Here is a 24,934-nt window from a genome sequence, read left to right on the forward strand (position 1 = left end):
TGATGGAGTTAATCTAGCCAGCGGAGAAACCAGGGAAGCCGGGGTCGTTCTTGAATATTAGCTTGTGCAATGCGTTCACATATCATAGCTAACAAGTGTTCTTTTTGTGGATCATAATAAGGGATCCCCGTTAACAATGATACAGCCTCAGAAACATGCTCAACTGGCCAAATATGAAATTGCTCATTTTTTACCGCGTCAATAACATCTTGATTTAGGCACAAATGTTGAACATTTGTGGTTGGAATAATGACACCCTGACGACCGGTTAACCCCCGGTAGTGACATATACGGAAGAAACCCTCAATTTTTTCATTAACGCCACCGATAGGTTGGACATAACCAAATTGATCTACGGCACCAGTAACGGCAATTTGCTGGTCAATAGGTTGTTGTGACAAGGCGCTGATAAGGGCACACAATTCGGCGAGTGAAGCACTGTCTCCATCCACTTCACTATAGGATTGTTCAAATACAATCGAAGCAGAGAATGGTAGTGGTTGATCTAATTTCAATTCAGAAATTAAATAAGCCTGCATGATCATCATGCCTTTTGCATGAATATTGCCGCCTAATTCAACCTTGCGTTCTACATCGATAAATTCCCCATCCCCTAAGTGTGCAACACAACTGATACGGGAAGGTTCACCCATTGGTTCAGGATGGCCAGGATATTCGAGTACGGATAGCCCATTGATTTGGCCGATAACTGAGCCTTGCGTGTGAATCAATATCTGGCCTTTCAGAATTTCATCTATGCTGCGTTCAGCCAAATAACCATGACGCCAGGTACGATTATCTTCCGCTTGTTGCAGGGAATGTTTGGTGATCTGCTTTTCCTGCTGATAATTAGCTGCGGCTACCAATTTTTGCTGTATCCATGGAAGATCCAGAGGTAACCGGAATTGATCTTCTGTGTAACGGGTAGCAAGTTTGATCAATTCAGGCCAGGCATCAGCACTTAATGGCGGCAAGTTTTGTTGCTGAATGATTCCATTAACATACTGGCACCATATTGTGAGATCATCTTCTGCATGAAAAGGCATATCCAGCTCAAATTCGCCATACAATGCATTGCTTGTCAGCTCAGGTTCAATGGCCTGTAATTCTTCGAGACTGAGCCTGTCACCGACTAAAATCAGACGCAGATCCAATTCCATTGGCGGTATCGGCAATGGCAGGGAACGATTTTCATCGTGTGACAACCAGTCAAAACGGCGCTGAATAATCATCTGCTTGAGACGCACCCACATCAATGGTTGAGAAAGCAGGGTGCGCAGAGGCAAAATTAAAATACCACCATTGACTTGATGGATAAGGCCTGGTTGTAGTTGAAGTATTCCTTGGTGCGTATAGACATTGCCAAATAATTGCTCTGGCTCAATCCACTCACGGTAAGCAACTCGTTCAGTTGGCGCAAAAATACCTTCCCCTGAAGAGTGCAAGGTGATGGTTTGGTGCTCTATCTGGTAATAACCACCGATATTAGGGCAGCTCTCCGGCAGCAGAGAGGAAACAGTATTGGATAGAAGAGACAGATAAACATCACTTTCTTCTGCTTTCAGCAGCATAAAAGGTTGACGCAGGGAGGCCTGACAAAAAAGGGATAACCCACTATGCAGCCTGGGTTGAACCACATCCATTGTAATGGGGGGCAATTCAGCGACAGAATTAAAGAGTGCCTGATAAGGCGCATTGTTTGGCTGTAATGCCTGCCAGTCTAGTTTTATATTCGTCAAGGTGATAGCTACATCATATAGTGAAAAGGGAATCATTTATTATACAAGATTAGGCAACGAACCAACATGCCAGAATTTTGAAAGAAACGACATTTGGGCCAGCGCTTTCATTGCTTGTAAGATATGCCAATATTCTGTGTTGTTATAGGCAATTTAAAGAAATAGTTGCTATGCTTGATTTAAGTTACGCTGTCACTGAGAGATGAAATGAAATATCAACAATTGGAAAATCTGGAATGTGGCTGGAAATGGGCTTATTTGGCAAAAAAACACCGTGAAGGTGAGCCGATTACTAAATACATTGAAAAAAGTGCAGCGCAAGATGCGGTCAATGAATTAATGTATTTAGAAAGCGAGCCAGTCAAGGTACTGAAATGGATTTCTTTACATATGAATCCAGATTTGTCTAACCGAATGAAGCAAACGATTAGGGCGCGACGTAAACGTCATTTTAATGCTGAACATCAACATTCGCGTAAGAAATCCATTGATTTGGATTTTCGTGTTTGGCAGCGGCTTTCAGCGCTATCCCGACGTCGTGGCAATACCCTGTCAGAAACAATCATACAGTTATTGGAAGATGCTGAATATCGGGAAAAGTATACTCACCAAATGTCGAGTTTGAAGCAGGATTTGGAAGCAATATTAGGGAAATAAGCCCACGATAGACAGATAAAAACCCCATTTAAAATGGGGTTTTTATTGACTTGATGATAACGATCTTACTGAGCCGTATTGGGTTGAGTGGTCACTTCAGTCGTGCCCTGAATATTGATATCTACACGACGATCTGGAGCCAGGCAGTCGATAAGTTTAGTGCGAACTTTAATTTTGTCACAGATAGAACCAGTAACAGGGTTGTTCTTACCGCGACCTTCAGCCTGAATGCTATCTGCTGGGATGCCTTTAGCAACCAGATAATCTACGACGGACTGAGCACGTTTCTGAGATAATGGCAGGTTGTAATTTTGGCTGCCGATGCGGTCAGTGTAACCGAGTACCAGAACCTTGCCCTGCGTTGGGTCGATTTTAGCCAGTTCGTTATAAAGGTTGTCCAGTTCTTGTTTACCTTCTGTTTTCAGTGTTGATTTGTTGAAATTGAACAGAACATCAGAGCGCAGAGTAAAGCTCTTATTTTCAACGACAGGCGCTGGCACAACAGGAGGTGCTACTGGTGCAACGACTGGCGCCGCTTCATCCTGACCGAAACGGTAAGAAACGCCAACGCTCAACAGGCCGTTATCTGGACGGGCACCAACGGTAGTGGCATCACCGATGTTGTTAACCCACTGGTAGTCCAGACGGGTTGCCAGATTTTTGGTCAATGCGTATTCGACACCAATCGCGGCCAGAGGAGAAACACCTGTGTCGTCGTTTTTCAGTCTACGTTGGTCTTTTTCACCCGTTCCAGCTATTGCATTGGCATTATAGGTTGCAGAAGAGTCTGCACGCCATATCATACCGCCAAGACGAGTATAAACGTCCAGATTGTCCAGCACTGGGTAACTCAGTTTCGTGGTCAGCTGAATACCTTGGGCACGGAAAGCGCCATTATCGGTGCTGCCTTTATAAGCTATGCGACCTAACCAATCGTAACCCAGTTCAAAACCTAAGTATGGGGTTGCTTGGTAACCGACATAAGCACCCGCACCTAGCTGACTTTTATGGGTAGAGCCGTTACCAATCCGGTTATCATAACCATTACCGTAGAAATTTACGTCATGGTATTGAGACCAACCCAGTTTAGCACCGGTATACCAGGTGTTGTCCTTTGGAGCTGCTTGAGCAGCAGTTGCGAAAGCTGCTACTGCCACTGCTACTGCGATAGCTGTCTTTTTCATTTTACGCCTCGTTATCATCCAAATAGGCAATTGGCTTTAAAAGCCTTATTGTTAGCCACTGGTTAAAATGTTCTGTTAGGTAACTATGCTTTTATCAGAAGATGTGTTCTGAAATATAAGAGCGGTAAGCACAACTCCCTAAACTGTGTAAAGTCTACAACGAAGTTAAAAAGTTACAAGTGCACTGTGACTCATGGCGCAAAAAAATTAATTATTGACTGACAAAAAATAAGTATTTTTGACTAACATTTACAATGTTTACAGTATTAATATATTGATTTTCATTACAAACAATAATAATTATCAATGAGTAGCTTAATTTTTCATAAAAAATATTGGGATTAATCCTAATTTAAATCAATGATAATAATCAGAATGAATTTGTAGCTTATTCGCTTGTGTAATAAATGGATGTGATAAATTTTGTGGTCGCATAATAAAACCGAGAGTAATACCTTTTTGAGCAGCGATTTGTAGCGTACTTAATTGATATTCTGATAATTCCGGCAACCAACCCAATACAACACTATAATTGCCGCTTGCCAACGCTTTTTCCATAGCACTAATTGAAGCAATAGGATGGATTTGGTTTAGTTGAACAATTTTATTTAAAGGAAGCCCGGCATCGATTAACCATTGGCGATTTAACCGCTTATTAGGATTTACCCAAAGTAACCATCGATTTTCTTTTCCAGACTGGTGCAATAAAGGAAGAAGAATGTGATTAATGACAGGCTGGTGTTCATTGTAAACCAGCTCACTGACCATGCCTTTTATCGTGTGTGAAGTGCATTGAAGTGGTTCCACAAAAGACACTCTTTTCATGGTCATCCCAACCACTTTTTTGTCTGTTTTATGTTCGTTCACGGTTGTGTTAGCAGCTGCTGTTGTTTTCTCAGTGAGATATGCCCACGCTGATCGAATGCTCATAATGTTCCCCGTCATAATAAGCTGTATATATATACAGTATAACGATATTTGATTAAAAGCAAGTCTCTTTTTTTCAAAGCGCTTCGCAAAAATTTACAGAAATTAGGATTTTTATGCCTTAACGATTGGCAGTTGGAAATAGATTGCGTATGGTTTTAATTAATTGTTCTGGTTATCTATTTTATTAACAGAAGGCATGATCAAACATTACTTTGGAATGTGATTCATGGAGTGATAAAAAATGTTTTTATCTGGAGCTAGTTTTGTTCAATTGCAGCATGGTGTATCTTCACTGGGAAAGCTTAAGAAAAAATCTCAATTTGGCGGCATTGGATTGTTAATTGATGATGTTTTATTTGCCATCAGTTCTGATGGAGAGCTTTATTTACGAGGGAATAGTCACGCTGAGGTACTATTTAAAGCCAGGGGAATGGAAAAATTTATTTATTTAAAAAGAGGAATACCTGTGACTTTGCGGTATTACCGTGTTAATGAATCACTTTGGCAGGATCAAAAACAATTATTTGAGTATGTCAATTTAGCCTACCAATACACAATGAAAGAAATGATAAATAGGCAAAAAATACCTCTTAGGCTTAAAGATCTTCCTAATTTAGGGATCGCTTTAGAAAGGCAATTATGGAAAGTGGGTATTTCTAAAGTAGAAGAATTAAGAATATTGGGGGCAAAAGCAACTTACCTTAAACTCCAGCAGCATAGGAAAAAAACAAATGTCAGTTTGTTGCTTGCATTAGCAGGTGCAATAGAAGGGTGTCATGTTGCGGTATTACCAGAAAAATTACGTGACGAATTAATTAACTGGCACAGCGAGCTGGTCCACGATAATTCAGATAATCATCCATAATAAGTAAAATATAGTGAATAGGGGCGTTAGCCCCTACTATTTCCGTTTCATGCAACGGCTGAAGATTTTGGAGTAACTTTCTTTTCTATAATAGATTGAATTGTATGGCTTAATATAGCCGGGTCACAGACAAAATCATTCAGAGGGATATGATGAACATAAGCAATAGCAGACAGGCCTTTTAGTAAATGGCTGGCAGAATTATCAAAGGGTTTTTCGGTGACTAATATGATTGGGCGTCTTAAGGCGGAAGCCCAACCCAATTCAATATGAGTACCATCTGTTCTCATTAGTTGTTTCTGTTGTGGACAGACAGGCAAAATGGCAACGAAAATGTCACATTGCTCCATCCATTGGCGATCCCGTTGGGAGACTTCCTCTGGAGTAAATAAGTGCGTTGTTCCGCCGAATTGTTCTGTACGATGGGCCGAAAAAACTTCTGCACCAAGTGATTCCAGATGGTGAATAGCAGATTTAATGTGAACTTGTAAGTTAGTGTCTAACACCCTTAATTTCAATGCATGTTGGATAGGACCACCAACAAATACTTTAACATCAGAAAATATTATGGACATAGGGCCGCCTCTTATGGAAATAAGTTTTAATATTTATACCAATCCAATTTCAAGATGCATGTTATATTTCCCCGCTGCGCGGGGAAATATAAGGCCTCGCATCGTCTTGCGGATTGCAACTTGAAGTTTATCGAGTATATGAATAGATGATAATAATTTATTTCTTTATACAGATATTAAAAATGATTATTGGAATAAATGATATTCTCATTGTTGTATTATATCTAAGTTATGATTGTGTATTATATTTTTTGATTGGATATCCTATTTTCAATGTAATCAGCAATAATATCATCTGAATTATTTTGAAAAATGTCATGACAAGAATTAGTGTTGTTTTTTTCTTTTTCAAGAAATTGACTTATCTTATTTATAGCACGTTTTCGTTCTTTAGGGTTATTAATAAATAAGTTATTGCATTTTTTAATTAATGCTAATCCGTCTTTCTCTGGTAGATATGGGGGGATATCAGGATAACCATATTCCGGTTGCCATAAGAAACCGTATTCCTGACGATAATAATTTTGTAGATACACATCTAATTGTAATTGCTGACTATAGTTTTGTGGTGGTAAGAAAAAAACATCTTTATTGAGAGCGACGCATTCATAAAATGTTGTCAGGCCCGGATTGGCTAATACCTTACGGGCACGGTGTAATTTTTGCAGAAAATCATGTCTTGAAAAACAGCCAATATGAATATGAGGATGCGTTTTGGCAAATATTTCTGCCAAATTTACGATAGTTTTACCTCCTCCTGCAATAGTAATGTTGGTTTCATTTTGCAGATAGGGAATAGACAATAACTCTTCGAGGAAATGATAATAAAAATCTGTGGTATCGTCGTAGACTGTATCAATACCACCAAGAGTAATTAATATCCCTTCTGGAGGATGATCATCCATTATGCATTGTTGCAGAGAATTGTGAAGAATTGGTGGAATAACTTGATAATTACCAAGCTTATCATGGAATCGTTCAATATTACGTTCTATTCCATGAAAGTCTTGAATAAATGTTTTTTCAGTTTTGTGCAGGTCAACATGAAGATCATCCCACATCCAAAATAGTGTGTCGATATAGATAATGGATGGATTAAGCGTTGAAACGAAATCAATCGAGTTAAGGTTAGTATTAATGATATACAAACTTGCACCAGAAATAAGCTCAGAATAGCGTGAAAGTTCTGTAACTGAAGTAGTATCACATTCATAAATTTCATCAAACAGGCCGGATTTTTCACCTAATTGAGAAGAAGTCAGTGTGCCTAATAAAATAAATTTAGTGTCCGGCATTAATTTATTCCGACGCTTTAATTTCTCCACCACATTTAACGTGGTGGATATTGGGCCAAAACAGAATGGGTCTGCGTCAAAAATAATATATGGCATATTTTTTAACATATTGTTCTCTCATAAAGGAATATTTACATTTTCTATATCAAATTGTTTAGTATAGGGACAATATAAAAAGGTACTACCATGGAGGTTATTAAGATGTAATCGCCCAGAAAGATTGAGATTATTTGTCATTAAATGAGCTAAGAAAATATTGTGCAAATTTTGATGGGAGATAATAATCCGCATAGAAGACATCGAAAGTTCATCGCCAATTTGCATAATAAAACGATGAATTCTATCAGCTGCGTCGGTCACTTGTTCTGAATCTTTGAAAGGGGAATCTAGGGGGGTATACAGTAACCGATAAGCATAATCTTCACCGTAGCGATGCGGAATATCTGCCAGTTTCAGGCCAATAAGCTCTTTTGGAAAGAATTCACAAAGTGCATCAGTTTCTTGTATTGAACAAGATTGATATGCTGAACTGAGTGCTCTGGCCGTTTCAAGCGCCCGACGTTGAGGTGAGGTATAAATATTTTGCCACGGCAATTTCCCCAATATTCGTCTACCAATTTTTTCAGCCTGTTTGATTGATGTGGCATCAAGAGCGATCACATTATCTTCAGGACAGTAATCGAGATGGTCAAGCGGGATAATTTGCCCATGCCTGATCCACAGTATCTTTAAGGGGGGGATGGGACCATTGTAGTGTATGCGTCCCTCTATTTGATGGCTTGAAAGTCCATGAGATTGCCAAAAAAAGGTGGCATTTTTTCCTGTATCTGTCTCCAGATGAACATGTGTGGCACCGTGGCGACGTCCCCATTGCAACATGGCATGCCATAATCCATAACCCAGTTTCTGGCGCTGATATTCATCCCTGATATAAAATTCAGCAATATTCAGGGTCACTTTCCCTTCCCGTTCAAGATACACATTGGCTAATCCCGCTAATTGCCCGGCATTTAGCAACAAAAATAGCCCTCTGTCACCTTGCAGGATGCGTTGTTCAAGGATAGTATGATTTTCCTTTGCAATCGCCTCTTCTGACTGATCCCCAAAGACTTCTGGCCAATGGCGTTGAAAATATTCTCCATAAAGATGAAGAAATGAATTCCACAAGGGAGATTGAGGGGTAACTTGTTTGAGTTCTAACATATTACTGACTCCATTCAACTCTTGGTGAACTAAACATCAACATCACTTTCTCACACCATTGATGATAATTTAAGCTGGAATGCGCTTTTTCTTGTCGGGGGTTGGCGAGTAACGGCTGAACCAGGCCCTGATGTTTAAGTAATGTTTGCAGGGAGGGAGAACATTTCTCCCAATTTAATACGGTACGATAGGGGCTTGATTGGTAAGACGCGTACAGTAAGACATTGTGGATATCATCTTCAATAAAGTGAGATTGCAGATGCTTTCTCAATACCGCAAATTTTTCTTCGGCTGCGGTATAAAAGGCAGTCAAAATATTTCTGACAGCAGCGGGAATATGCTCTCTGTTTGTGAGACGAAGACGCAATGCTCCACCGGTACTGAGAAGTTTATTGCCGTTGAAAGAATAATAAGCGGCATGAACATGCAGGAGTTCCTGTAAACACTCTTTCCTGCCATAACCCTGAGAAAGATCCAGAAATACATAAATATTGTGGTTGCTTTGAATTTCTCGCAAAAATTCTCTGCATCCTGGGTCGATATAACCTAAAGGATGAGCGAGAAGTATGGCACATGGTTGTGGAAGAGAGTTTAGCATTGCCATCATAGCCTGGATATCCGCTTGCAAAATCATGCTGGCTTGTTCTGGCGATAAAACAGGATAGAAAAGTGGCTGCCAATTGGCTGCGTAAACAGATTCAACCATGCTTTGACATATCCACTCTGGCATCAGGCAATAGCCCTGACCGGCCACGGCCTGGAGATCTTCGCGGAAAAAACGCCGGACTGAACAGCCAGAGTTCATGATATTGTCCAGCGACATGATATCTTGCTGAGACAGTATACCTTGCAAAGCGAGTAGGTTGCGGTGAGATATCATGGTGTGATCCTGAGATGAAGACGCTCAATATATTGATTGGCTAACTGGTCATAGAATTCATTTTCTCTGCCCCACAGATCAAGCTGAAGGCCAGTATAAGGGCAATAGAGCGTTTCCAGATGACTAATCAGGCAATGGATTCCCATTAATTTTTCTCTACCCAGATAGCTACAACCCCATTTAGCGGCATACCATTGACCGGCACCGTTATTTATCATCAATGACCAGGCACCAGGAGTACCTTTATCGTCATAAGTGACTGCCAGATGATACTGGTGACTGTTGGATAACAGGCCAGGGAGATATTGGAGGTCTTCACGGTTCAGGCTGCGCATATCACTTTGTTGAGTGGTTTTCCAGCCTTTGGCGTCCACATACAGCGCATCTTGCCACAATTGCTCAGTTTGACTCGAAGTACTGTAACGTGTGACGGTAGGGTGGGTGCGTGCCTTCTTAAGACTGCGTTTTAATCGTGTTGAGTGCTGGATCAAAAAGTCAGCGACTGTTGTTTCAGGTGGTATGTTGACAATGGGGGCTGACCATTTGCTTTCTTCATGACACTGTAAACCGTGCTGTTGCGCTAAATCATGCAGGTAGAAATAGGTGCGGGATTTTGCGTTCAGATACTTAAATAAAACAGGTTGTCGCTGTAAAAAAGAGCGTAATTCTTTTTCTTCTTGAACCGTAAAAATGAAATCGAAGAATGTATTGCTTTGCCATTGTTGCTGACCTTCTTGCCAGACCAGATCAACATGCTCAAAACGCCTGAGTTCAGGGTAACGTAATGCGGTTCCTAAACGCCATAAATGAGAAGTCGTTGGATTGGCAAGAGGGACAATTGATTCAGGTTGCATAATTGCCTGGCTTATCAGCGCCACAATACTGTCTGGAGAATATTCCGTACTATCAAGCACAATTTCATGAGGGACATTGTGCTCCCACAAACTATCCTGAACGACTTCTTTAATACGGGAAGCTGGTAAACGATCTTCTACAGCTCGTTCCTGATTACGGGTAATCAGCGTTGGCTCCTGCGCAACGAGCCGATAATGCAGAATTCGGACACCTTTTTGCGTAAATAGGGAGTGGATAGCGTCAATTTCTTCAGGATAAATGAATACGCCATCCAGAATGATCAAGTCACTGCCCGCATCAAGGCAATCATCAGCAACCTTTAACAATCGCAAGGTATCTTCCATGATGATTTTCAGTGTCAGGTATGTTCTTGGTTCAACAAAATGATGAAAAGTATCCCACGGTAAATAGGAGACAGTTAGCCCCTGCGCCAGCATGACATCTTTCAAGTGGTTGCACGTTGTGGATTTACCACTTGCCGGTGTTCCTCTAATGACAACAACAGTTTTATGCTTCATTACCTAATACCTTTAATTGCCAGCCTCGCATGATATCGGCAATAGAATGCAGGTTAAAGACGGTTTGATAATAATCATCATGACCAATTTTAGCGGCACGATGCATAATCTGTTTTGCGGTGAGACGTAACTCGATTTTATGATTGCTGTTACCCAAACACATTTCCTTTCCTTGTGTATTTGGTGGCGGGGTGTAGAGCAATATATTGCAATTCTGCCCAATGGCATGATAGTAAATCTGGATGGCTTTTTGTTGCGTGGTATTTTCCACAAACAGCGTTTGCTCTGGAGGAATTTCAAGCGCTGTGCTGAGGAATTCGGGGGTATAAAGGGTAATGTTGCGGTAATACACATCCAACATCATCTGTTCTTCGTCTGTTCCCTGTGGATAAGTGGCGTCCGGTTTTTTGGCGTAGAGACCATATAGCATTGAGGTTGGCAACACGGTTTTGATGTGAGGAACCCATTGATCAATATGCTGGCGGATCTTATCTTCGGAGGTATCCACCCAATAGATTGGGGGTAAGGGGATATTCAACTGCTCCAAAGTATAAACGATGCCGGCTTCTAACCATTCTCTCATTGTTTTGTGGTTAGCTTGCTGAGGGTCAAAATGCAATAAGTCGGCCATCATGATTGCTTCATGGGATTGAAAATAGAGATAAACAGGAGCATTGTGCTGCGAAGCGATGATTGTTGGCAGCACAGAATCGATCAAATCTTGTAGTGAAAGTCGGGCTGGTACACCTTTTGCGTAACAGATACAAGAACCCCCCAACACATATTGGACAGACTGGTTATTCCCGTTGAGTTGGGTGAAAAAGTTATTGTCTAATATCATGACAGGTTTCCTTCCATCGCCCACTGTAAGACATTTTCGTAAGTCGCATTATCAATAGGTACAGGCAGGCAAATACGGTCACTCAAGATGACTTTATGTTTCTCTAATGTTGATACAGGGAGTGGACTTTTTTGTAGAGTCCAGGGAAAACGGTCAGAGTAGGGGGAAAGCTGATTTTTTATAATCGGATGGTTAGCCAGATCCCAGGCTTGCCAATCATATAGTAGTGTTGAATTGAAGCGATCTTTGGGCAATTTGCTGCGTTTTAACCAGACAGAAACGGGTATCGTTCCTTCCGGGCGTGCAGTGATCCAATCTGTGGGTAAATATTGCAGGATTGCTTGATAACGCTCTGTTAATAAGGCGCGGAACTGTTCAATATTTTCCAATTGATTAATCAGTAACGCAGCTTGTATTTCATTGAATTTATTATTGTCACCAAAACCAATACTATTGCTCCAATCTGGATAGCCCTCTGCGGTACGTTCAGCACCGTGGTCAGTCATCATGCAGGCATTAATGAATAGAGAATTATTTTTGGCAATCAGTAAACCTCCCTCACCGCTACTGATTAATTTATTGGCCTGAAAACTGAAACAGCCATATTCGCCAAATGTGCCCACAGGTTGATTTTGATAATTCACTCCTATCGCTTGTGCACAGTCTTCAATCAGGTACACATTATGTTGTTGGCAAATTTGAGCGATCTGAGCAATTGAAGCAGCAGTACCTTCCAAATGAACGGCAATGACAGCCAGAGGTTTGGTATCCATTTGATTTATTGTCTTGTTTAATGCCTCTGGACACATCATGCCAGTGTCATCGACATCAACAAGAACAGGGATTAATCCGCAACTGAGTACGGCATTGGCAGTAGCGATAAATGAGATGGAGGGAATGAGTACCCATTGCCCTATTTGGGGCCTAAGTCCAAGCAAAGCCGCTTTGAGCGCGACAGTACCATTTGTCAGTAGGATGGCATGTTGGGTATGCAGAATATTTTGTAACAGCCTTTCCGCCTGACGACAATATTGGCTCTCTGTGGCATATCTAAACACCGCTTTATTATCAAGAACGGTTTGCAAGCGGTATTGTATATTATCAGCAATTTTGGCATTACCGAGGTAAGGTCTAAGATATGACATATTATAATCCTAATAATCAATATTTTTATTAATATCACCTGTGCCAATGATGGGTTGGAGCAGATACTTTATTCATTTGAATGATTAAATAAACAGCTATTGCAATCAGAAAAAGTATAGAGAAACCGGCCACAGGTAAAAAAGATTGTGTGGAACCAGGGGCAATGGATACGGTGATTGCAGCTATTGGGAATGAAAAGTTCATTGTGATCTGAAATAAAGAAAATAGACGGCCTTGATGCATTTCTAAACCCTGTTGATAAATGGTTTTGGTAATTAAGATATTGAAATAAATTATTGCGATGTTATAGAGCAAATAGAAAAACGCCTTCGCATAAAAAACGGGTAGCTGAAAAAACAGAATACCAAATATAAACAGACCAATAAATATTGAAATGGGATAACGTTGGATACGATTATCAATGCTTGTTTTATTGAGTAATGTTGTACAGAAAATGGGTATCAGGGCACTGAGTAAATAGAATAGAGTGACCAATCCATAACTTTCATTCGCCAAACTTTCCATAACAACAACAGGGAGTGCCACCATCAAAAATGCATTGGCAAAAATTGTAAAGACAATGGCAATGGCAAATGTCTTATAATAGCTTTGCTGAAATACAGAACGTAACCCAACGGATAACTGAGATTTTTGCCCTGCTGTCCGTTTTATCTGCATTTTTATCATAAGATAACAGACATAAAAATAAGGCAACAGAGAAAATAATTTGATAGTCACAAGCGTATCTATCCCTTGAGTAATTCCTAGTAAAGCACCAAATCCAGGGCCAATAGCTGAAATAAGCGATGTAGCAATAACAATATAGAGAGAAACATTCAAATGCTTGCCACCTTGTTGTTCTGTCCAGTCATTAAGTTCGTGCCAGGCAACACGTGACCATGGGATTTCATAGGCAAAAAGAAATTCCAACAATGAGATAAATAGAAGCAACATAATGGGAGAAAATGCTATTTTACTCAATAATAATATTAATAATAACAGTGTGCTAAGTATTTCAATTAATAATATAAAAATACGAAATTTCCAAATGTCTGTTGAATAGTCAATTTTATAGCCCCATAACAAAGCGCCAATGGAGGTAAATAAAAATATGATCCCCATATTGGCATAATAGTATGTCATTGGCGTGCCCTCAGATAATAATATATAGGGGTATCCGACGGCAAGAATACTGGAGCCAACGCCATTAATAAATAAAGAAATAAGAAACAGATATCTTATCATCGTATTAATCTTGTTTTATGGTTGTATAATGAAATTTATTATTGTAATTGTTTAAATATTTCAGACAGTCATGTTCATTGTTGGCAGAGCAAATAATATACCCCATTTTTTCAGTGTAATGGGTGTTGGAAAAATAACAGCCCGTTTCAGCATATTGCTCCCATTCAATCACATGCTCATCAATAATTTTTTTTATAGGCGTTATGGATTTTACTTCTCCAATCGGCGGGTTAAAAATGATCATCCCAATGCAACTGAGATCAGGGTTATCTATGGAGAAAGCAGGCTCTTTGCCAATCGAAGCAGGGGAAATTAATGCATTGATAAAGACATCAAAGGCATGCTTACTATAGGCTTGCGCATGAAGGTCGAATAGTCTTAGCCCTGGTGGGCGTGATGCGGTTTCGCAAAGTAGGAGATTACCGGTATTTTCTTCAATGAAAATTTCAGTATGAGTAAAACCGTATTCGAGATTGAATGTCTGCAATACCCGGTGGTTAAATTCAAACAATCTATGGCTATCTGGAGAGTCTGGCAACATAGTATGCCACATAAAATGGTCAGGTTTGGTTTGATCGGAAGAGAGTAATGAACAGGCGTAAACGCCGATGCCTTGATAGATAACCTTATGTTGAAATACTGCGGCATCAACATGTAATAATCTGCCTTGGATTTTTTCTTCAACGAGATACTCTTCTGGCGCATCCAGTTTCTGTAATGCACAAAGCAAGGAGGTGCGATCGAGATGCTCGGTCACTCCCATCGATCCCCAAAATGAGCGTGGCTTTACAATAAAACCGACCTGGTTGCCTTTATGTTTGGCAGAATTCTCAACGGATTCAGTAAAGACCTCGAACTGTTCAGGTGAGGTGAGTATTTCCGATGCCAGTGTGAATCTGGGACAAAATAGCCCCCGCGCACTGGCAGTTTTCCGCATTATCCATTTATCTCTGAATGATCGGGCTACATCAATGATATGGGTATCCTGGTTAATATGAGCAGCGATAGCGGCCATCAATTCAACATGAAGCTCAGAAAATGCCATAAAATAATCGATATGAATTGGCGCGGTAAGAATTGATAGTGTCCCTTTGACCTGTTTCAGTGCTTCTATTATTTTTTTACCGGCGTGGTTAGCTAACGGATCATCAATCACGATATATGCTAGTGCTAAAGAGCAATCCGTTGAATCCAGCCATTTTTTCTTGACCAACAGAATAATATTTAAATGATGTTGATAGCAGAGTTGAACAAAACGTTCACTATCTTTGATATCCGGCATACAGAAAATAGTTGGCTTCCCGCGATAAAAACGAGCCTGATTATTGATATGTATTTCTGGAGACATCTTTTTACCTTAATCTATTAGCAGGATCACAGCCTTTAATGCAATCGCAAGTAATTACGGGATACATTTTTTTACGGAACAGTGAGAACTTATCACCATGCCAAATATCGGATAGTGAATTCTCCAGGATATTCCCCATAACATACTGCTCGGGGTTTGGCCGATACATCGTAGTGTCGCAAGGGTAGACCTTTCCTGTTACGGCATCAATAAATAGCGTTGTCAGGGGAATGGCACACGCTTTTTTACTGGATGCGTTATAATGCCCCATTTCAGCGCGGCAATAATCCTCTTCATTGCGGCCGAAAATTTCATAATTGGCATCCATAAATAAATGGCGTGAAATCTGTTTGCTTTCCAGTAAGGTATTTATTTTCTGCATAAATAACTTAATTTGAGCAGTATTTAAAAACAGCAAAGGATAATCCTTAATCGGAATAAGATTAACACCATCAACGCTCAGTTCGGCCATTTTAAGCAGGAATTCATCGATAGTGTCGTAATTTAATGAAGTAACAACATGATTGACGACAATAACAGAGCCTGGTATTTCTTGTTTAATATATTCCATGGCATCATAAAGATTGTTTGTTAACCAACGAATGCCTCGTGACTTGCCATTTTTTTCGGGTTCTACATGATCAATTGAGATATAAAATTTTCTGACAAGATGGCTCTTGTTTTGTACACGATTGAAGATCTTTTTTGATAAAGCAGTTCCATTGGTTGTAATGGAGATCGGCGTGTTTTTATTACAATCCAGAATAGTCAGAAAATCTTTTGATAAAAAAGCTTCTCCTCCATGAATATTGACTTCCTGCGGTGAGAGAGCCTCTAACTCTTGCCAAAGTCTAATCATGTCTATTTGTTTATGTGCATCAACCTGAGCGGTTTGCCATACATCGCAAAATTCGCAACGTGCATTACAAATATTATTTATGCGTATAAATGCATAGTTAAGCTTGGGGGTGGCAAAAAGCTTTTCCGGGTTCAGGCCAATAGGATATTTAGCAATGGCAATTGTTTCTTCCATATCATTTTCCATTTGTTCATAAATTCAAAAGTGATAATTATCGCTATTGATAAAAATCAAATAAATATGATTTGTTGTTTTTTATAGATTTTCAACTCTACAGAAGTTTCATGTGTAATCAATATCAAAAACGAACGCTGATGATATTAATTTTTGTAAATGTCAATAATTGATGGAGTGTTTATTTATATGCCAATCCAATTTCAGGATGCGTGTTATATTTTTCAGTGCGGCGGGAAAATATAAGGCCTCGCGTCGTCTTGCGGGTTGCAACTTGAAGTTTATCGAGAATATAATTTATTTGATAGTGTTTTTTTAATGGTGTCCAATAATTTATTGGGAGGCAATGATTCTATCATATATCCGGGGGCGATACCGCCCCGGATATAACTGATTAGTGTGGCTCTTGCTCACTAAATTGTTTTTTTAAACAGACAATTTCCGGTAATAGTTCAATGAGCAACCCTATTTGTTGTAGTATAAGCTGGACTTTACTGTTACTTTCAGAAGGTATCAGATTAATTTTTTCTAACATCTTATTCACTGCGGCTTGCAATGTAGCATCATTCACCAGGCCTTGTTCTAATGTGGATTCAACATAACAGATTGCATTATTAAGAATTTTTAAGATTGCCGGATCGTTAAGTTTATCTCGATGGGCACCTAATGCAGAAATATAACTTAACATGGTGTGATTGAGGCATAGCAGACGAAAAGCGGCTTCTTGGGCGATTCGATAATTTTTGGGTTCCGATGCCATATTTGAGATCACTGATGCCAGTTCAGCATCACAATTGTGAGCTTCACGACGGGCGACCCGATAATTCAGGCTATTACTTTTACCCTGGTGGTATTGGATTAAAATTGCACTAAGATAGCGGCAATTCGCTCCCATTGTGCGGGTAATCACTTGAGGCAATTGACGGAACTTCCAGTCTGGCCAGATAAAACTAACAGCAAGTAAAGCAATACCACAACCTACTAATGTATCAATGATTCTTGGCAGCGCTACTTCAAACCCTTCGCCTAATAAATTGAAACTCAGTAATACCAGCAGAGTGATAAAGAGCGTTGCATGTGCATATTGGCTATTACGAAAGGCAAAGAACAACATACCAGAAATAACAATCAACACTAATTGGCCTTCAATGGAGGGGACAAAATAGAGAATGGGCAGGCCAATTAAAATTCCCGTTAGTGTACCCATCACACGTAAGGCCAGACGGCGGCGAGTGGCGCTATAGTTCGGTTGGCAGACAAATAAACTGGTGAGCAAGATCCAATATCCACGCTGTAAATCAAATAGCTGAATAATGGCATAACCAGTACACAGCAAAACGGACATACGGATAGCATGGCGAAATAGGGCAGATTGTGGTGTCAGGTGACTTCTGAGCCTAAGCCAGATATCACGCCAGCCAGTTAAAGCCTCCTCGGATAACTGTGTTTCTTCTTGTTTATCTTTTAGAACGGTGTTCTGAGAAAGAAGATATTGATCTGAACCCAGCCCGGCTAATTGGGCGTCAATGGCACGTAAATTTTTCAGCAAATTATCAAATGCCATCATCTTAGTGTCAGTGCCTTGCTGATTTCTTAAACGCTCAATCGAACTTTCAAGGTAGCTGAATGCACTTTCAAACCGTGGGTTATGCTGATATTGCTTACGCAGGATAATAGATTGTGCAACCTGTTCACATGCCCGCGCTTGCATGGAAAGCAATCTCTGGACGCGGAACATAATATCGCTATGGCGAAACACGTCCCGTAGTTTTTGATATTGAACATGAGATGAACTGGCGCGTTCATGGATATCCTGGGCTACAAAATAATAATGCAATGTATGGCGAGTCCCCCGTTGTCCTCTGTCTCCCTTTAAACGACTTAACAAAGAACTTTTGGCATGATTGAACGTTGCGACTAATGCACTGTTCGCCATGGCAACATCAAACATTGATTGTTTATATTCCTCAGCCTCAGAATCGGGATCAAACAGGCTGTTTTTGGCATAGAGATACGCTGAAAGTTGCTGATAACAGCGCGCTAAATTTTCTTGCAAGGGGCGAATCGGAAAGAATAAATGGCCGGTTAACGTTAATAAGTTATACCAGATTGCGCCGGTAAGCAGTAATAAAGGCTGTTGATACCAGACAGGGAAAATTGACGAACCGAGCATGGTATAAATGGCGATGAGCAAAGCACCAAAAGCGATAGTGGCGTAACGTTGCCCTAATGCTCCAAGCAGAATAAAACCACAAGTGGATACGGCTAAACCAGGCATAAAAAGCCATGGATAGGGAAACAGCAGGGTAATAGAAGCGGAAGCAACAAAGAAAGAAATTAAGGTAATGGTGAGGTTACGTAATCGGCCAACTAAACGGTCATCCAAATCGGTTAATGCTGCCGCAACAACACCCAGTAGCAGTGGAATGGTTATTTTGAGTTCTTCCCCTAATAACCAGGGAATAAGGGTGGTTCCTGTTAGTGCAATGAATATACGGATATAATAGAGGGTGTGACTGTTATACAGAAGATGACGGGAACTGGATAAAACCGTTAGCACAAAATACCCCTGGCAACATTGACGTGATGAAGAAGTTCAACAATTTTCAGGTACGGTGCCATGACAATAGAACTAAAATCAACGCAAATCGGCCAACGCCTTGCGCAGCATCCTTATAATCGGGTACGTCTACTTAATGCTGGCATTGAAATTAGCGGTGATAAGCACCAGTACCTTATCCCATTTAATCAATTAATTGGGATCCAGTGTAAGCGAGGGATTGTTTGGGGGGAACTGGAATTTGAACTTCCAGAAGGCAAAGTGGTTCGCCTGCATGGCACTGAATGGCAGCAAACACAACGTTTTTACCATTATCTCTTAAAAGAATGGCAAAAATGGAGCCTTGCCATGAGCGAAGTCAGTGCTGATGTTTTGGCAGCTCAAGTAAATGGTATAGCTAAAATCAAACAACAGAATCGTTGGCTGAAAACGACTGATTTAGCTTCCGTGCAGCAACAAATTCAGGAAACATTTCAGGCTTTACCTTTGCCATTACAACGAGTCGCACAATTTGAAAATTGTCGTGACAATTATAAGATTTGTCTGGATTGGTCAGAGGAAGGTGAAAAAATAATCCAAACGCTGAACCGGCAATGGGTTGATCATATGCGGGTGCAATATGGACAATTTTTCCAGACAATAGAAGCGTCACCACTTGATCGTTCTCAGTGTCAGGCAGTGATGAATGGTGAACAAAATATTCTGGTATTAGCGGGGGCGGGCAGTGGAAAAACCGCTGTTTTAATTGCGCGCGCAGGATGGTTATTGTTACGTCAATACGCACTTCCAGAGCAAATTTTGTTGTTGGCTTTCGATTGCCAGACTGCTGATAAAATGAATGAACGTATTCAGGTTCGTTTAGGAACCCAAGAAATAAAAGCCAAAACATTTCATGCCCTGGCATTGCATATTATTCAGCAAGGCAGTAATAAGTCACCCAAAATTAGCAAGCTGGAAATGAATATGCAAAAGCGCCGTGATTTTCTCATTCAAGAATGGCAAAAACAGTGTGGAGGAAAAAAAGCACAGGCTAAAGGTTGGCGAGAATGGTTGAATGCAGAATTGAATTGGCAATTGCCGGAAGGTGAATATTGGCATGATAGGTCATTGACGACTCGTTTATCGGTTCGTTTAGAACGTTGGCTGGAATTAATGCGTATGCAGGGTGGCAGCCAAAAAGAGATGCTTGAGCAGGCACCTGCTGCTTATATTGATGCATTTCAGAAGCGTCTGCGGCTGATGGCACCTTTGCTGAAAGCCTGGAAATCGGCATTGGAATCTGAGGGCGCGGTCGATTTTTCTGGTTTGATCCATCAGGCGGTGAATATTTTACAGAAAGGTCGATTTATCAGCCCGTGGAAACATATTCTGGTGGACGAATTTCAGGATATTTCTCCTTTGGGGATCAAATTATTAACGGCATTGCAGGCACAAAATAAGCAAAGTCATTTATTTGTTGTGGGAGATGATTGGCAGACAATCTATCGCTTCAGTGGCACTGAATTATCGTTACCGACAGCATTTTCAACCTACTTTGATAAAGTAGCTGAATGTGCACTGGATACGACTTATCGTCTTAATGACCGTATTAGGGAGATTGCCAACCAATTTGTGCAGCAAAATCCTTATCAATTTAAAAAGCCTCTCCGTAGCCTGACAAAAGACAATAAAAAAACGGTTGTTATTTTACCGGAAGAGCAATTAGAGGCATTACTTAATAAAATGAGTGGTTATGTTACCAGACAAGAAACCATCTTATTATTGGCTCGCTATCACTATCTCAAACCCGAATTATTGAAAAAAGCGCCGACGCGCTGGCCAAATTTGAAGATTGATTTCATGACAATTCATGCGGCTAAAGGGCAGCAAGCGGATTATGTCATTATACTGGGATTGCAACAGGGAAAAGACGGTTTTCCGGCGCCGGAAAGGGAATCTGTGATAGAACAAGTTTTATTACCACAACCTGAAAATTTCCCTGATGCGGAAGAGCGCCGTCTGTTATACGTCGCATTGACGCGAGCAAAAAAGCAGGTTTGGCTCATGCAGAAGCTGAAAAACCCTTCTATTTTCATTCATCAACTGGCGCAATTGGGCGTGCCGATTCAGCGTAAGCCCTAAATTTCACCCTGATGGTTGTTGAAATCACTTCAATCTCTCATTGAGATAGTGCTGATAATCGGGCACGCAAATATCAACATCTTGAGAGAAAAGTGCTGAGTTGATAAGAAAATCGGCGGTTGAACAGTTGGTTGCAACAGGGATATTCCAAACCGTTGCCACGCGTAGCAGCGCTTTAACATCAGGATCATGAGGAACCGCGTTCAAAGGATCCCAAAAGAAGATTAAAACATCAATTTTGCCTTCCGAAATCAGCGCACCGAGTTGTTGGTCACCTCCCATTGGCCCACTTAACATGCTTGTTACAGGCAACCCTGTTTTCTGCTGAATTAAATGCCCCGTCGTTCCTGTAGCATATAAAGTATGCTTTGCTAACAAAGTGTTATGGGTATTAACCCAGGCCAGCAGGGAATTTTTACAATGATCGTGTGCGACAAGCGCAATATTTTTCGATTCAGCTAAGGTGCGAACAGTTGATTCCATAGCGATACCTTTATATGAATAAATTATTTATCAATGAAGAAGCAAAATTATTGGCGGAAAATGAAGGGCTAGATGTTGTGATGGATCGTTGCCCAAAAATTGAAATCCTGCGGTTGGGGATGGAAAAGTGAATAAGGCGGCGATGGGTTCATTATTCACCGCCTTACTGTTATGCATTGGATAACGGTAATAAAAGTATTTAATTGCGTAGTCGTGGAGCTTGTAATTGACTGCGGATAGATTCGGCTAATTCATCCAGAGAAGATTGTTCTGGATGTTCATCTGATGTTTCGTAAGTCAATTGGACTTCTGCCAAATAAGTATGGATAGGTTGACCATCATCATCTTCCATCACAACGTGATACCACGGCGCTGAACGTAAGGTAGCATTAGATGCAATATCATTTTCCTGCGGCTGTTCTAAAGAATATTCAGCATCAATATCTACAATAACACCCAAGTAACCCAGCAATCTATGTCGTACTTGCTGGCCGATACCAAATTTGCTGGCGATCATCATAGCCACCTCCAAAGAAACCTTGCAATGACACTTATATAAGGGCGGTCAGGTAAATTTCAAGCGCACACCCGGTAACGGTAGCCGGAATTTTGCATGATTTTTGAAATCAAGATGGCATGTGATCACCATCTCATAATTTCAGGTTAGCTGTTGCGTATATAAAATACAATAACAAAAGTGGGTTTCAACGTTTTTACCATCTTATCTGGGAGGAATATAACGATGACTAAATGCAGCATGACTATTTATGTTTACGGAAAGGTACAGGGAGTTGGATTCCGTTATCACACTTATCCATTGGGCAAAGAAAAATAAGCTGGTGGGATATGTTCGTAATATGAATGATGGGAGTGTAAAGATTGTCGCTTGTGGCAATGATGGACAAATCAAAATGTTAACACATTGGCTAGAGCAGGGTGGGCCTCCTGGTGCCAAAATAGAACATTTTCAATCTCAGTTTTGTGACGTAGAAGAGATGAATGATTTTAGCATCCGCCATTAGCGGCGGATGAATAAATCAAATACATTTGACGGGCTTGGGAAGGCCTGCAATTTTTGTTGCTTGTTTTGCAGGCCCTTTGGGAAACAGGCGATAGAGGTAACGGCTATTCCCTTTCTCCTCCCCATATTTTTGGGCGATCGCTTTGACGAGCATACGAATAGCGGGTGAAGTATTAAATTCTTCATAGAACTCGCGTACAAAACGGATAACTTCCCAATGCTGTTCGGTTAGAGCGATTGCTTCCTGCTCGGCAATGATAGGAGCCATGGCTTCTTGCCAATCACGGTAGTTTTTTAGATAACCTTGTGCATCAGTTTCGATCTCACGACTTTCAAATACCAACATAACTTTTTACCATCCAATAACGATGGCTGCAATTTAGCAAAAATCACCACTATCCCCAAGAAAGATTACCAAAAATGCTGAATAAATAGACCAAAAGACAGTGTTGTGAATAAATTAACGGCAGTTGAACAGACAAATACTTTACATTGGGAACGGTGATGTTTATAGTGCTCGGCATTGCGGAGGGGTGGCCGAGCGGCTGAAGGCAGCGGTCTTGAAAACCGCCGATGGGAAACCATCCGAGAGTTCGAATCTCTCCTCCTCCGCCACTTCTACTTCTTCTAACATCTCCTAAAGTCTCTTTTTTTAAACAAAATCAACAAATAACAATAAATCCAAGTCTCCTAATATCTCCTAACGTCTCCTGAAAGCGACATGAAATTGTGCATAGTTTTGTGTATAGTTTTTTCTATACACATCTTCCTATACACAAGGGTGAAATGATGAAGCTAACAGACGTAGCAATTAAGAGAGCTAAGCCACAAGAGAAATCTTACACTCTGTCTGATGGTAATGGGCTTTGGCTATTGGTAGAACCGAACGGATCTAGAGGCTGGAGATTTCGTTATCGTTTTGAGGGTAAGCAGAAGATGTTATCTTTGGGCACTTACCCTGAAATTCCTTTGGCAGAAGCAAGGAAAAGAACCGCAGAGTATCGCTCTATGATTGCTGGTGGCGTTAATCCTTCTGAAGATAGAAAACAAAAGAAGCGAGAAGGCGCTATTATGTCTGAAAATACTTTTGAAAAAATCACTCTTGAATGGTACGAAAAGCGTAAAGATAGATGGTCGGCAGGATATCGCACTGACATGATGAGTGCTTTTGAAAATGATGTTTTTCCTTATATTGGTAATAGGCCGATAGCGGATATAAAGCCTTTGGAATTACTGGATGTTCTTTCTCGAATGGAAAAGCGCGGAGCTACTGAGAAGTTAAAGAAAGTTCGCCAACGTTGCGGCGAAGTTTGGAAATACGCAATTATTACCGGTCGAGCTGAGTATAACCCTGCTCCTGATCTTGCTAGTGCCTTTATCCCTCACAAAAGAGAACATTATCCTCATCTTGATGTTGACGAATTACCCGAATTCCTGAAATCCATTGATAAGCACATGGGTAGCCAAATTGTTAGACATGCGTTGAGAATTCTAATTATTACCGGATTGCGCCCTGGTGAATTAAGAAAATTAGAGTGGAGTGAGGTTGATCTGGAAAAAAGACTTATCCAAATTCCAGCGGAAAGAATGAAGATGCGCAGACCGCACAGCGTGCCTTTACCTGATCAGGCGGTAACTTTACTTCAACAATTAATCCCAATTAGTGGTGATTACCAATATGTATTTCCTAGCCGAACTGATTACAAAAAATCTCTCAGTGAAATGGCTATGAATACCATGATGAAGCGCATGGGATACGGAGGTAGAGCTACGGGGCATGGATTCCGCCACACTATGAGTACTGTGCTACATGAGCAACGCTTCCCTTCTGAATGGGTAGAATTGCAGCTTGCTCATGTTGATAAAAATACTATTAGGGGCACGTATAATCATGCCCTTCATCTGGATGGGCGTAGAGAAATGCTTCAATGGTACGCTAATTTTATGAATGCCTTGGAATACGGGAAAGATATTATTAATAGCCGTTTTAAAAACGACTGATTAAGCATTATCTCCAATTGGGCGGCGAGACTTATTAATACGCTGCTCAATCCATTCGTTAATCTCACTCTCTACAAAAGCAATTGAACGAGGACCAATTTTAACCGGTTTAGGAAATTCCCCTCTATCAATTAATTTATAAGTCCATGATTTGCTATAACCTACCCTGCTTAAAACTTCATCTATTCTAATGAATTTATTTGACACTGGAATTACCTCCTTTCTGATGTCCGTTCATTAAAATCATTTTTGCTACCATGTCAGGTGTTGCTAGGACACTGCATGTCGCTTCAAAAATAATGGTGTTCAGTTCCTCACTGAGAATATCGTCCAAGTTTTTTGGCCTTGCAGAGTAGGGCGCCTCATCGGGCACCCCGTTCATGACGTCGATAGTCAGTACAGCGATTTCTTTCTCTCCCCGTTCTGGCTTGCGA

General features: G+C 40.6%; 23 protein-coding genes, 1 tRNA gene and 2 pseudogenes. 7 read left to right on the forward strand and 19 right to left on the reverse strand.

All coding sequences use genetic code 11. The features are described 5' to 3' along the window. Positions 1–8: 8 nt before the first annotated feature. Positions 9–1,739 (reverse strand): Lon protease family protein, encoded by a 1,731-nt coding sequence (locus ABLA76_RS04730; RefSeq protein WP_348987056.1) that lies wholly within the window; start codon positions 1,737–1,739, stop codon positions 9–11. Positions 1,740–1,946: 207 nt separating this feature from the next. Between ABLA76_RS04730 and matP the strand changes: the two genes are divergently transcribed. Further along, positions 1,947–2,396, forward strand: a complete 450-nt coding sequence (gene matP, locus ABLA76_RS04735; protein ID WP_047768085.1) for a macrodomain Ter protein MatP — start codon at positions 1,947–1,949, stop codon at positions 2,394–2,396. Between the two features lie 65 nt (positions 2,397–2,461). Here matP and ompA read toward each other — a convergent pair whose 3' ends face one another. After that, on the reverse strand, positions 2,462–3,580 hold the full coding sequence (ompA, locus tag ABLA76_RS04740) for a porin OmpA (protein WP_348987057.1): 1,119 nt from the start codon (positions 3,578–3,580) through the stop codon (positions 2,462–2,464). 357 nt (positions 3,581–3,937) lie between these two features. After that, on the reverse strand, positions 3,938–4,510 hold the full coding sequence (gene sulA / locus ABLA76_RS04745; RefSeq protein WP_348987058.1) for an SOS-induced cell division inhibitor SulA: 573 nt from the start codon (positions 4,508–4,510) through the stop codon (positions 3,938–3,940). Between the two features lie 241 nt (positions 4,511–4,751). Here sulA and ABLA76_RS04750 point away from each other — a divergent pair, with 241 nt between their 5' ends. Further along, positions 4,752–5,375, forward strand: coding sequence for a TfoX/Sxy family DNA transformation protein (locus ABLA76_RS04750; protein WP_047768092.1), 624 nt, complete (start codon positions 4,752–4,754; stop codon positions 5,373–5,375). Between the two features lie 47 nt (positions 5,376–5,422). On the opposite strand, the gene ABLA76_RS04755 is transcribed toward ABLA76_RS04750, so the two are convergent. From ABLA76_RS04755 to yccS, 11 genes are all read right to left on the reverse strand, one after another. Then, positions 5,423–5,950, reverse strand: coding sequence for a nucleoside 2-deoxyribosyltransferase (locus ABLA76_RS04755; RefSeq protein ID WP_348987059.1), 528 nt, complete (start codon positions 5,948–5,950; stop codon positions 5,423–5,425). A 242-nt stretch (positions 5,951–6,192) separates the two neighbouring features. Then, on the reverse strand, positions 6,193–7,353 hold the full coding sequence (locus ABLA76_RS04760; RefSeq protein WP_348987060.1) for a hypothetical protein: 1,161 nt from the start codon (positions 7,351–7,353) through the stop codon (positions 6,193–6,195). Between the two features lie 9 nt (positions 7,354–7,362). Further along, positions 7,363–8,448 (reverse strand): GNAT family N-acetyltransferase, encoded by a 1,086-nt coding sequence (locus ABLA76_RS04765; RefSeq protein ID WP_348987061.1) that lies wholly within the window; start codon positions 8,446–8,448, stop codon positions 7,363–7,365. A gap of 1 nt (position 8,449) precedes the next feature. Continuing rightward, a complete protein-coding gene (locus ABLA76_RS04770; RefSeq protein WP_348987062.1) occupies positions 8,450–9,328 on the reverse strand; it encodes a hypothetical protein in 879 nt (292 codons plus the stop codon). After that, a complete protein-coding gene (locus ABLA76_RS04775; RefSeq protein WP_348987063.1) occupies positions 9,325–10,701 on the reverse strand; it encodes an AAA family ATPase in 1,377 nt (458 codons plus the stop codon). Before ABLA76_RS04775 ends, ABLA76_RS04770 begins: the two co-directional genes overlap by 4 nt. Continuing rightward, positions 10,691–11,542 carry a hypothetical protein gene (locus ABLA76_RS04780; RefSeq protein ID WP_348987064.1) on the reverse strand — a complete coding sequence of 284 codons (852 nt, stop codon included), beginning with the start codon at positions 11,540–11,542 and terminating at the stop codon, positions 10,691–10,693. Before ABLA76_RS04780 ends, ABLA76_RS04775 begins: the two co-directional genes overlap by 11 nt. After that, entirely contained in the window at positions 11,539–12,687 is a 1,149-nt protein-coding gene (locus tag ABLA76_RS04785; RefSeq protein ID WP_348987065.1) for an aminotransferase class V-fold PLP-dependent enzyme, read from the reverse strand. The genes ABLA76_RS04780 and ABLA76_RS04785 overlap by 4 nt, the downstream gene beginning before the upstream one ends. A 34-nt stretch (positions 12,688–12,721) precedes the next feature. Continuing rightward, entirely contained in the window at positions 12,722–13,831 is a 1,110-nt protein-coding gene (locus ABLA76_RS04790) for a hypothetical protein (protein ID WP_348987066.1), read from the reverse strand. Between the two features lie 106 nt (positions 13,832–13,937). Then, a complete protein-coding gene (locus tag ABLA76_RS04795) occupies positions 13,938–15,281 on the reverse strand; it encodes a hypothetical protein (RefSeq protein ID WP_348987067.1) in 1,344 nt (447 codons plus the stop codon). Positions 15,282–15,285: 4 nt separating this feature from the next. Next, positions 15,286–16,314: a radical SAM protein gene (locus ABLA76_RS04800; protein ID WP_348987068.1), complete on the reverse strand. Its 1,029-nt coding sequence runs from the start codon at positions 16,312–16,314 to the stop codon at positions 15,286–15,288. Positions 16,315–16,708: 394 nt separating this feature from the next. After that, positions 16,709–18,874, reverse strand: coding sequence for a YccS family putative transporter (gene yccS, locus ABLA76_RS04805; RefSeq protein ID WP_348987069.1), 2,166 nt, complete (start codon positions 18,872–18,874; stop codon positions 16,709–16,711). Positions 18,875–18,940: 66 nt separating this feature from the next. Here yccS and helD point away from each other — a divergent pair, with 66 nt between their 5' ends. Continuing rightward, positions 18,941–20,995 (forward strand): DNA helicase IV, encoded by a 2,055-nt coding sequence (gene helD / locus ABLA76_RS04810; RefSeq protein WP_348987077.1) that lies wholly within the window; start codon positions 18,941–18,943, stop codon positions 20,993–20,995. 24 nt (positions 20,996–21,019) lie between these two features. On the opposite strand, the gene ABLA76_RS04815 is transcribed toward helD, so the two are convergent. Beyond that, positions 21,020–21,478, reverse strand: coding sequence for a methylglyoxal synthase (locus ABLA76_RS04815; RefSeq protein ID WP_348987070.1), 459 nt, complete (start codon positions 21,476–21,478; stop codon positions 21,020–21,022). Positions 21,479–21,507: 29 nt separating this feature from the next. Between ABLA76_RS04815 and ABLA76_RS04820 the strand changes: the two are divergent. Then, positions 21,508–21,609 (forward strand): annotated as a pseudogene (locus ABLA76_RS04820) (CoA-binding protein); the annotation flags it as partial. Between the two features lie 68 nt (positions 21,610–21,677). Here the strand turns inward: ABLA76_RS04820 and hspQ are convergent. Next, a complete protein-coding gene (gene hspQ, locus ABLA76_RS04825; protein ID WP_200897748.1) occupies positions 21,678–21,998 on the reverse strand; it encodes a heat shock protein HspQ in 321 nt (106 codons plus the stop codon). Between the two features lie 222 nt (positions 21,999–22,220). On the opposite strand from hspQ, the pseudogene yccX reads away from it, so the two are divergent. Continuing rightward, positions 22,221–22,500: pseudogene (gene yccX / locus ABLA76_RS04830) on the forward strand (acylphosphatase). A gap of 15 nt (positions 22,501–22,515) precedes the next feature. Here yccX and tusE read toward each other — a convergent pair. Further along, entirely contained in the window at positions 22,516–22,845 is a 330-nt protein-coding gene (gene tusE, locus ABLA76_RS04835; RefSeq protein WP_047768115.1) for a sulfurtransferase TusE, read from the reverse strand. 181 nt (positions 22,846–23,026) lie between these two features. Here tusE and ABLA76_RS04840 point away from each other — a divergent pair. Continuing rightward, positions 23,027–23,114, forward strand: a tRNA-Ser gene (locus ABLA76_RS04840). Positions 23,115–23,288: 174 nt separating this feature from the next. After that, the gene (locus ABLA76_RS04845; protein ID WP_348987078.1) at positions 23,289–24,500 is read left to right on the forward strand and encodes a tyrosine-type recombinase/integrase; all 1,212 of its coding nucleotides are present in this window, start codon (positions 23,289–23,291) and stop codon (positions 24,498–24,500) included. Here ABLA76_RS04845 and ABLA76_RS04850 read toward each other — a convergent pair whose 3' ends face one another. Both ABLA76_RS04850 and ABLA76_RS04855 read right to left on the reverse strand, forming a co-directional pair. After that, on the reverse strand, positions 24,501–24,707 hold the full coding sequence (locus ABLA76_RS04850) for an AlpA family transcriptional regulator (RefSeq protein WP_348987071.1): 207 nt from the start codon (positions 24,705–24,707) through the stop codon (positions 24,501–24,503). Further along, a partial coding sequence (locus ABLA76_RS04855) for a hypothetical protein (protein WP_348987072.1) occupies positions 24,697–24,934 on the reverse strand: 238 nt, incomplete at its 5' end. The genes ABLA76_RS04855 and ABLA76_RS04850, both read right to left, overlap by 11 nt.

Origin of the sequence: Xenorhabdus sp. SGI240, assembly GCF_040081915.1 — a bacterium.
Taxonomy (GTDB): Bacteria; Pseudomonadota; Gammaproteobacteria; order Enterobacterales; family Enterobacteriaceae; genus Xenorhabdus; species Xenorhabdus bakwenae.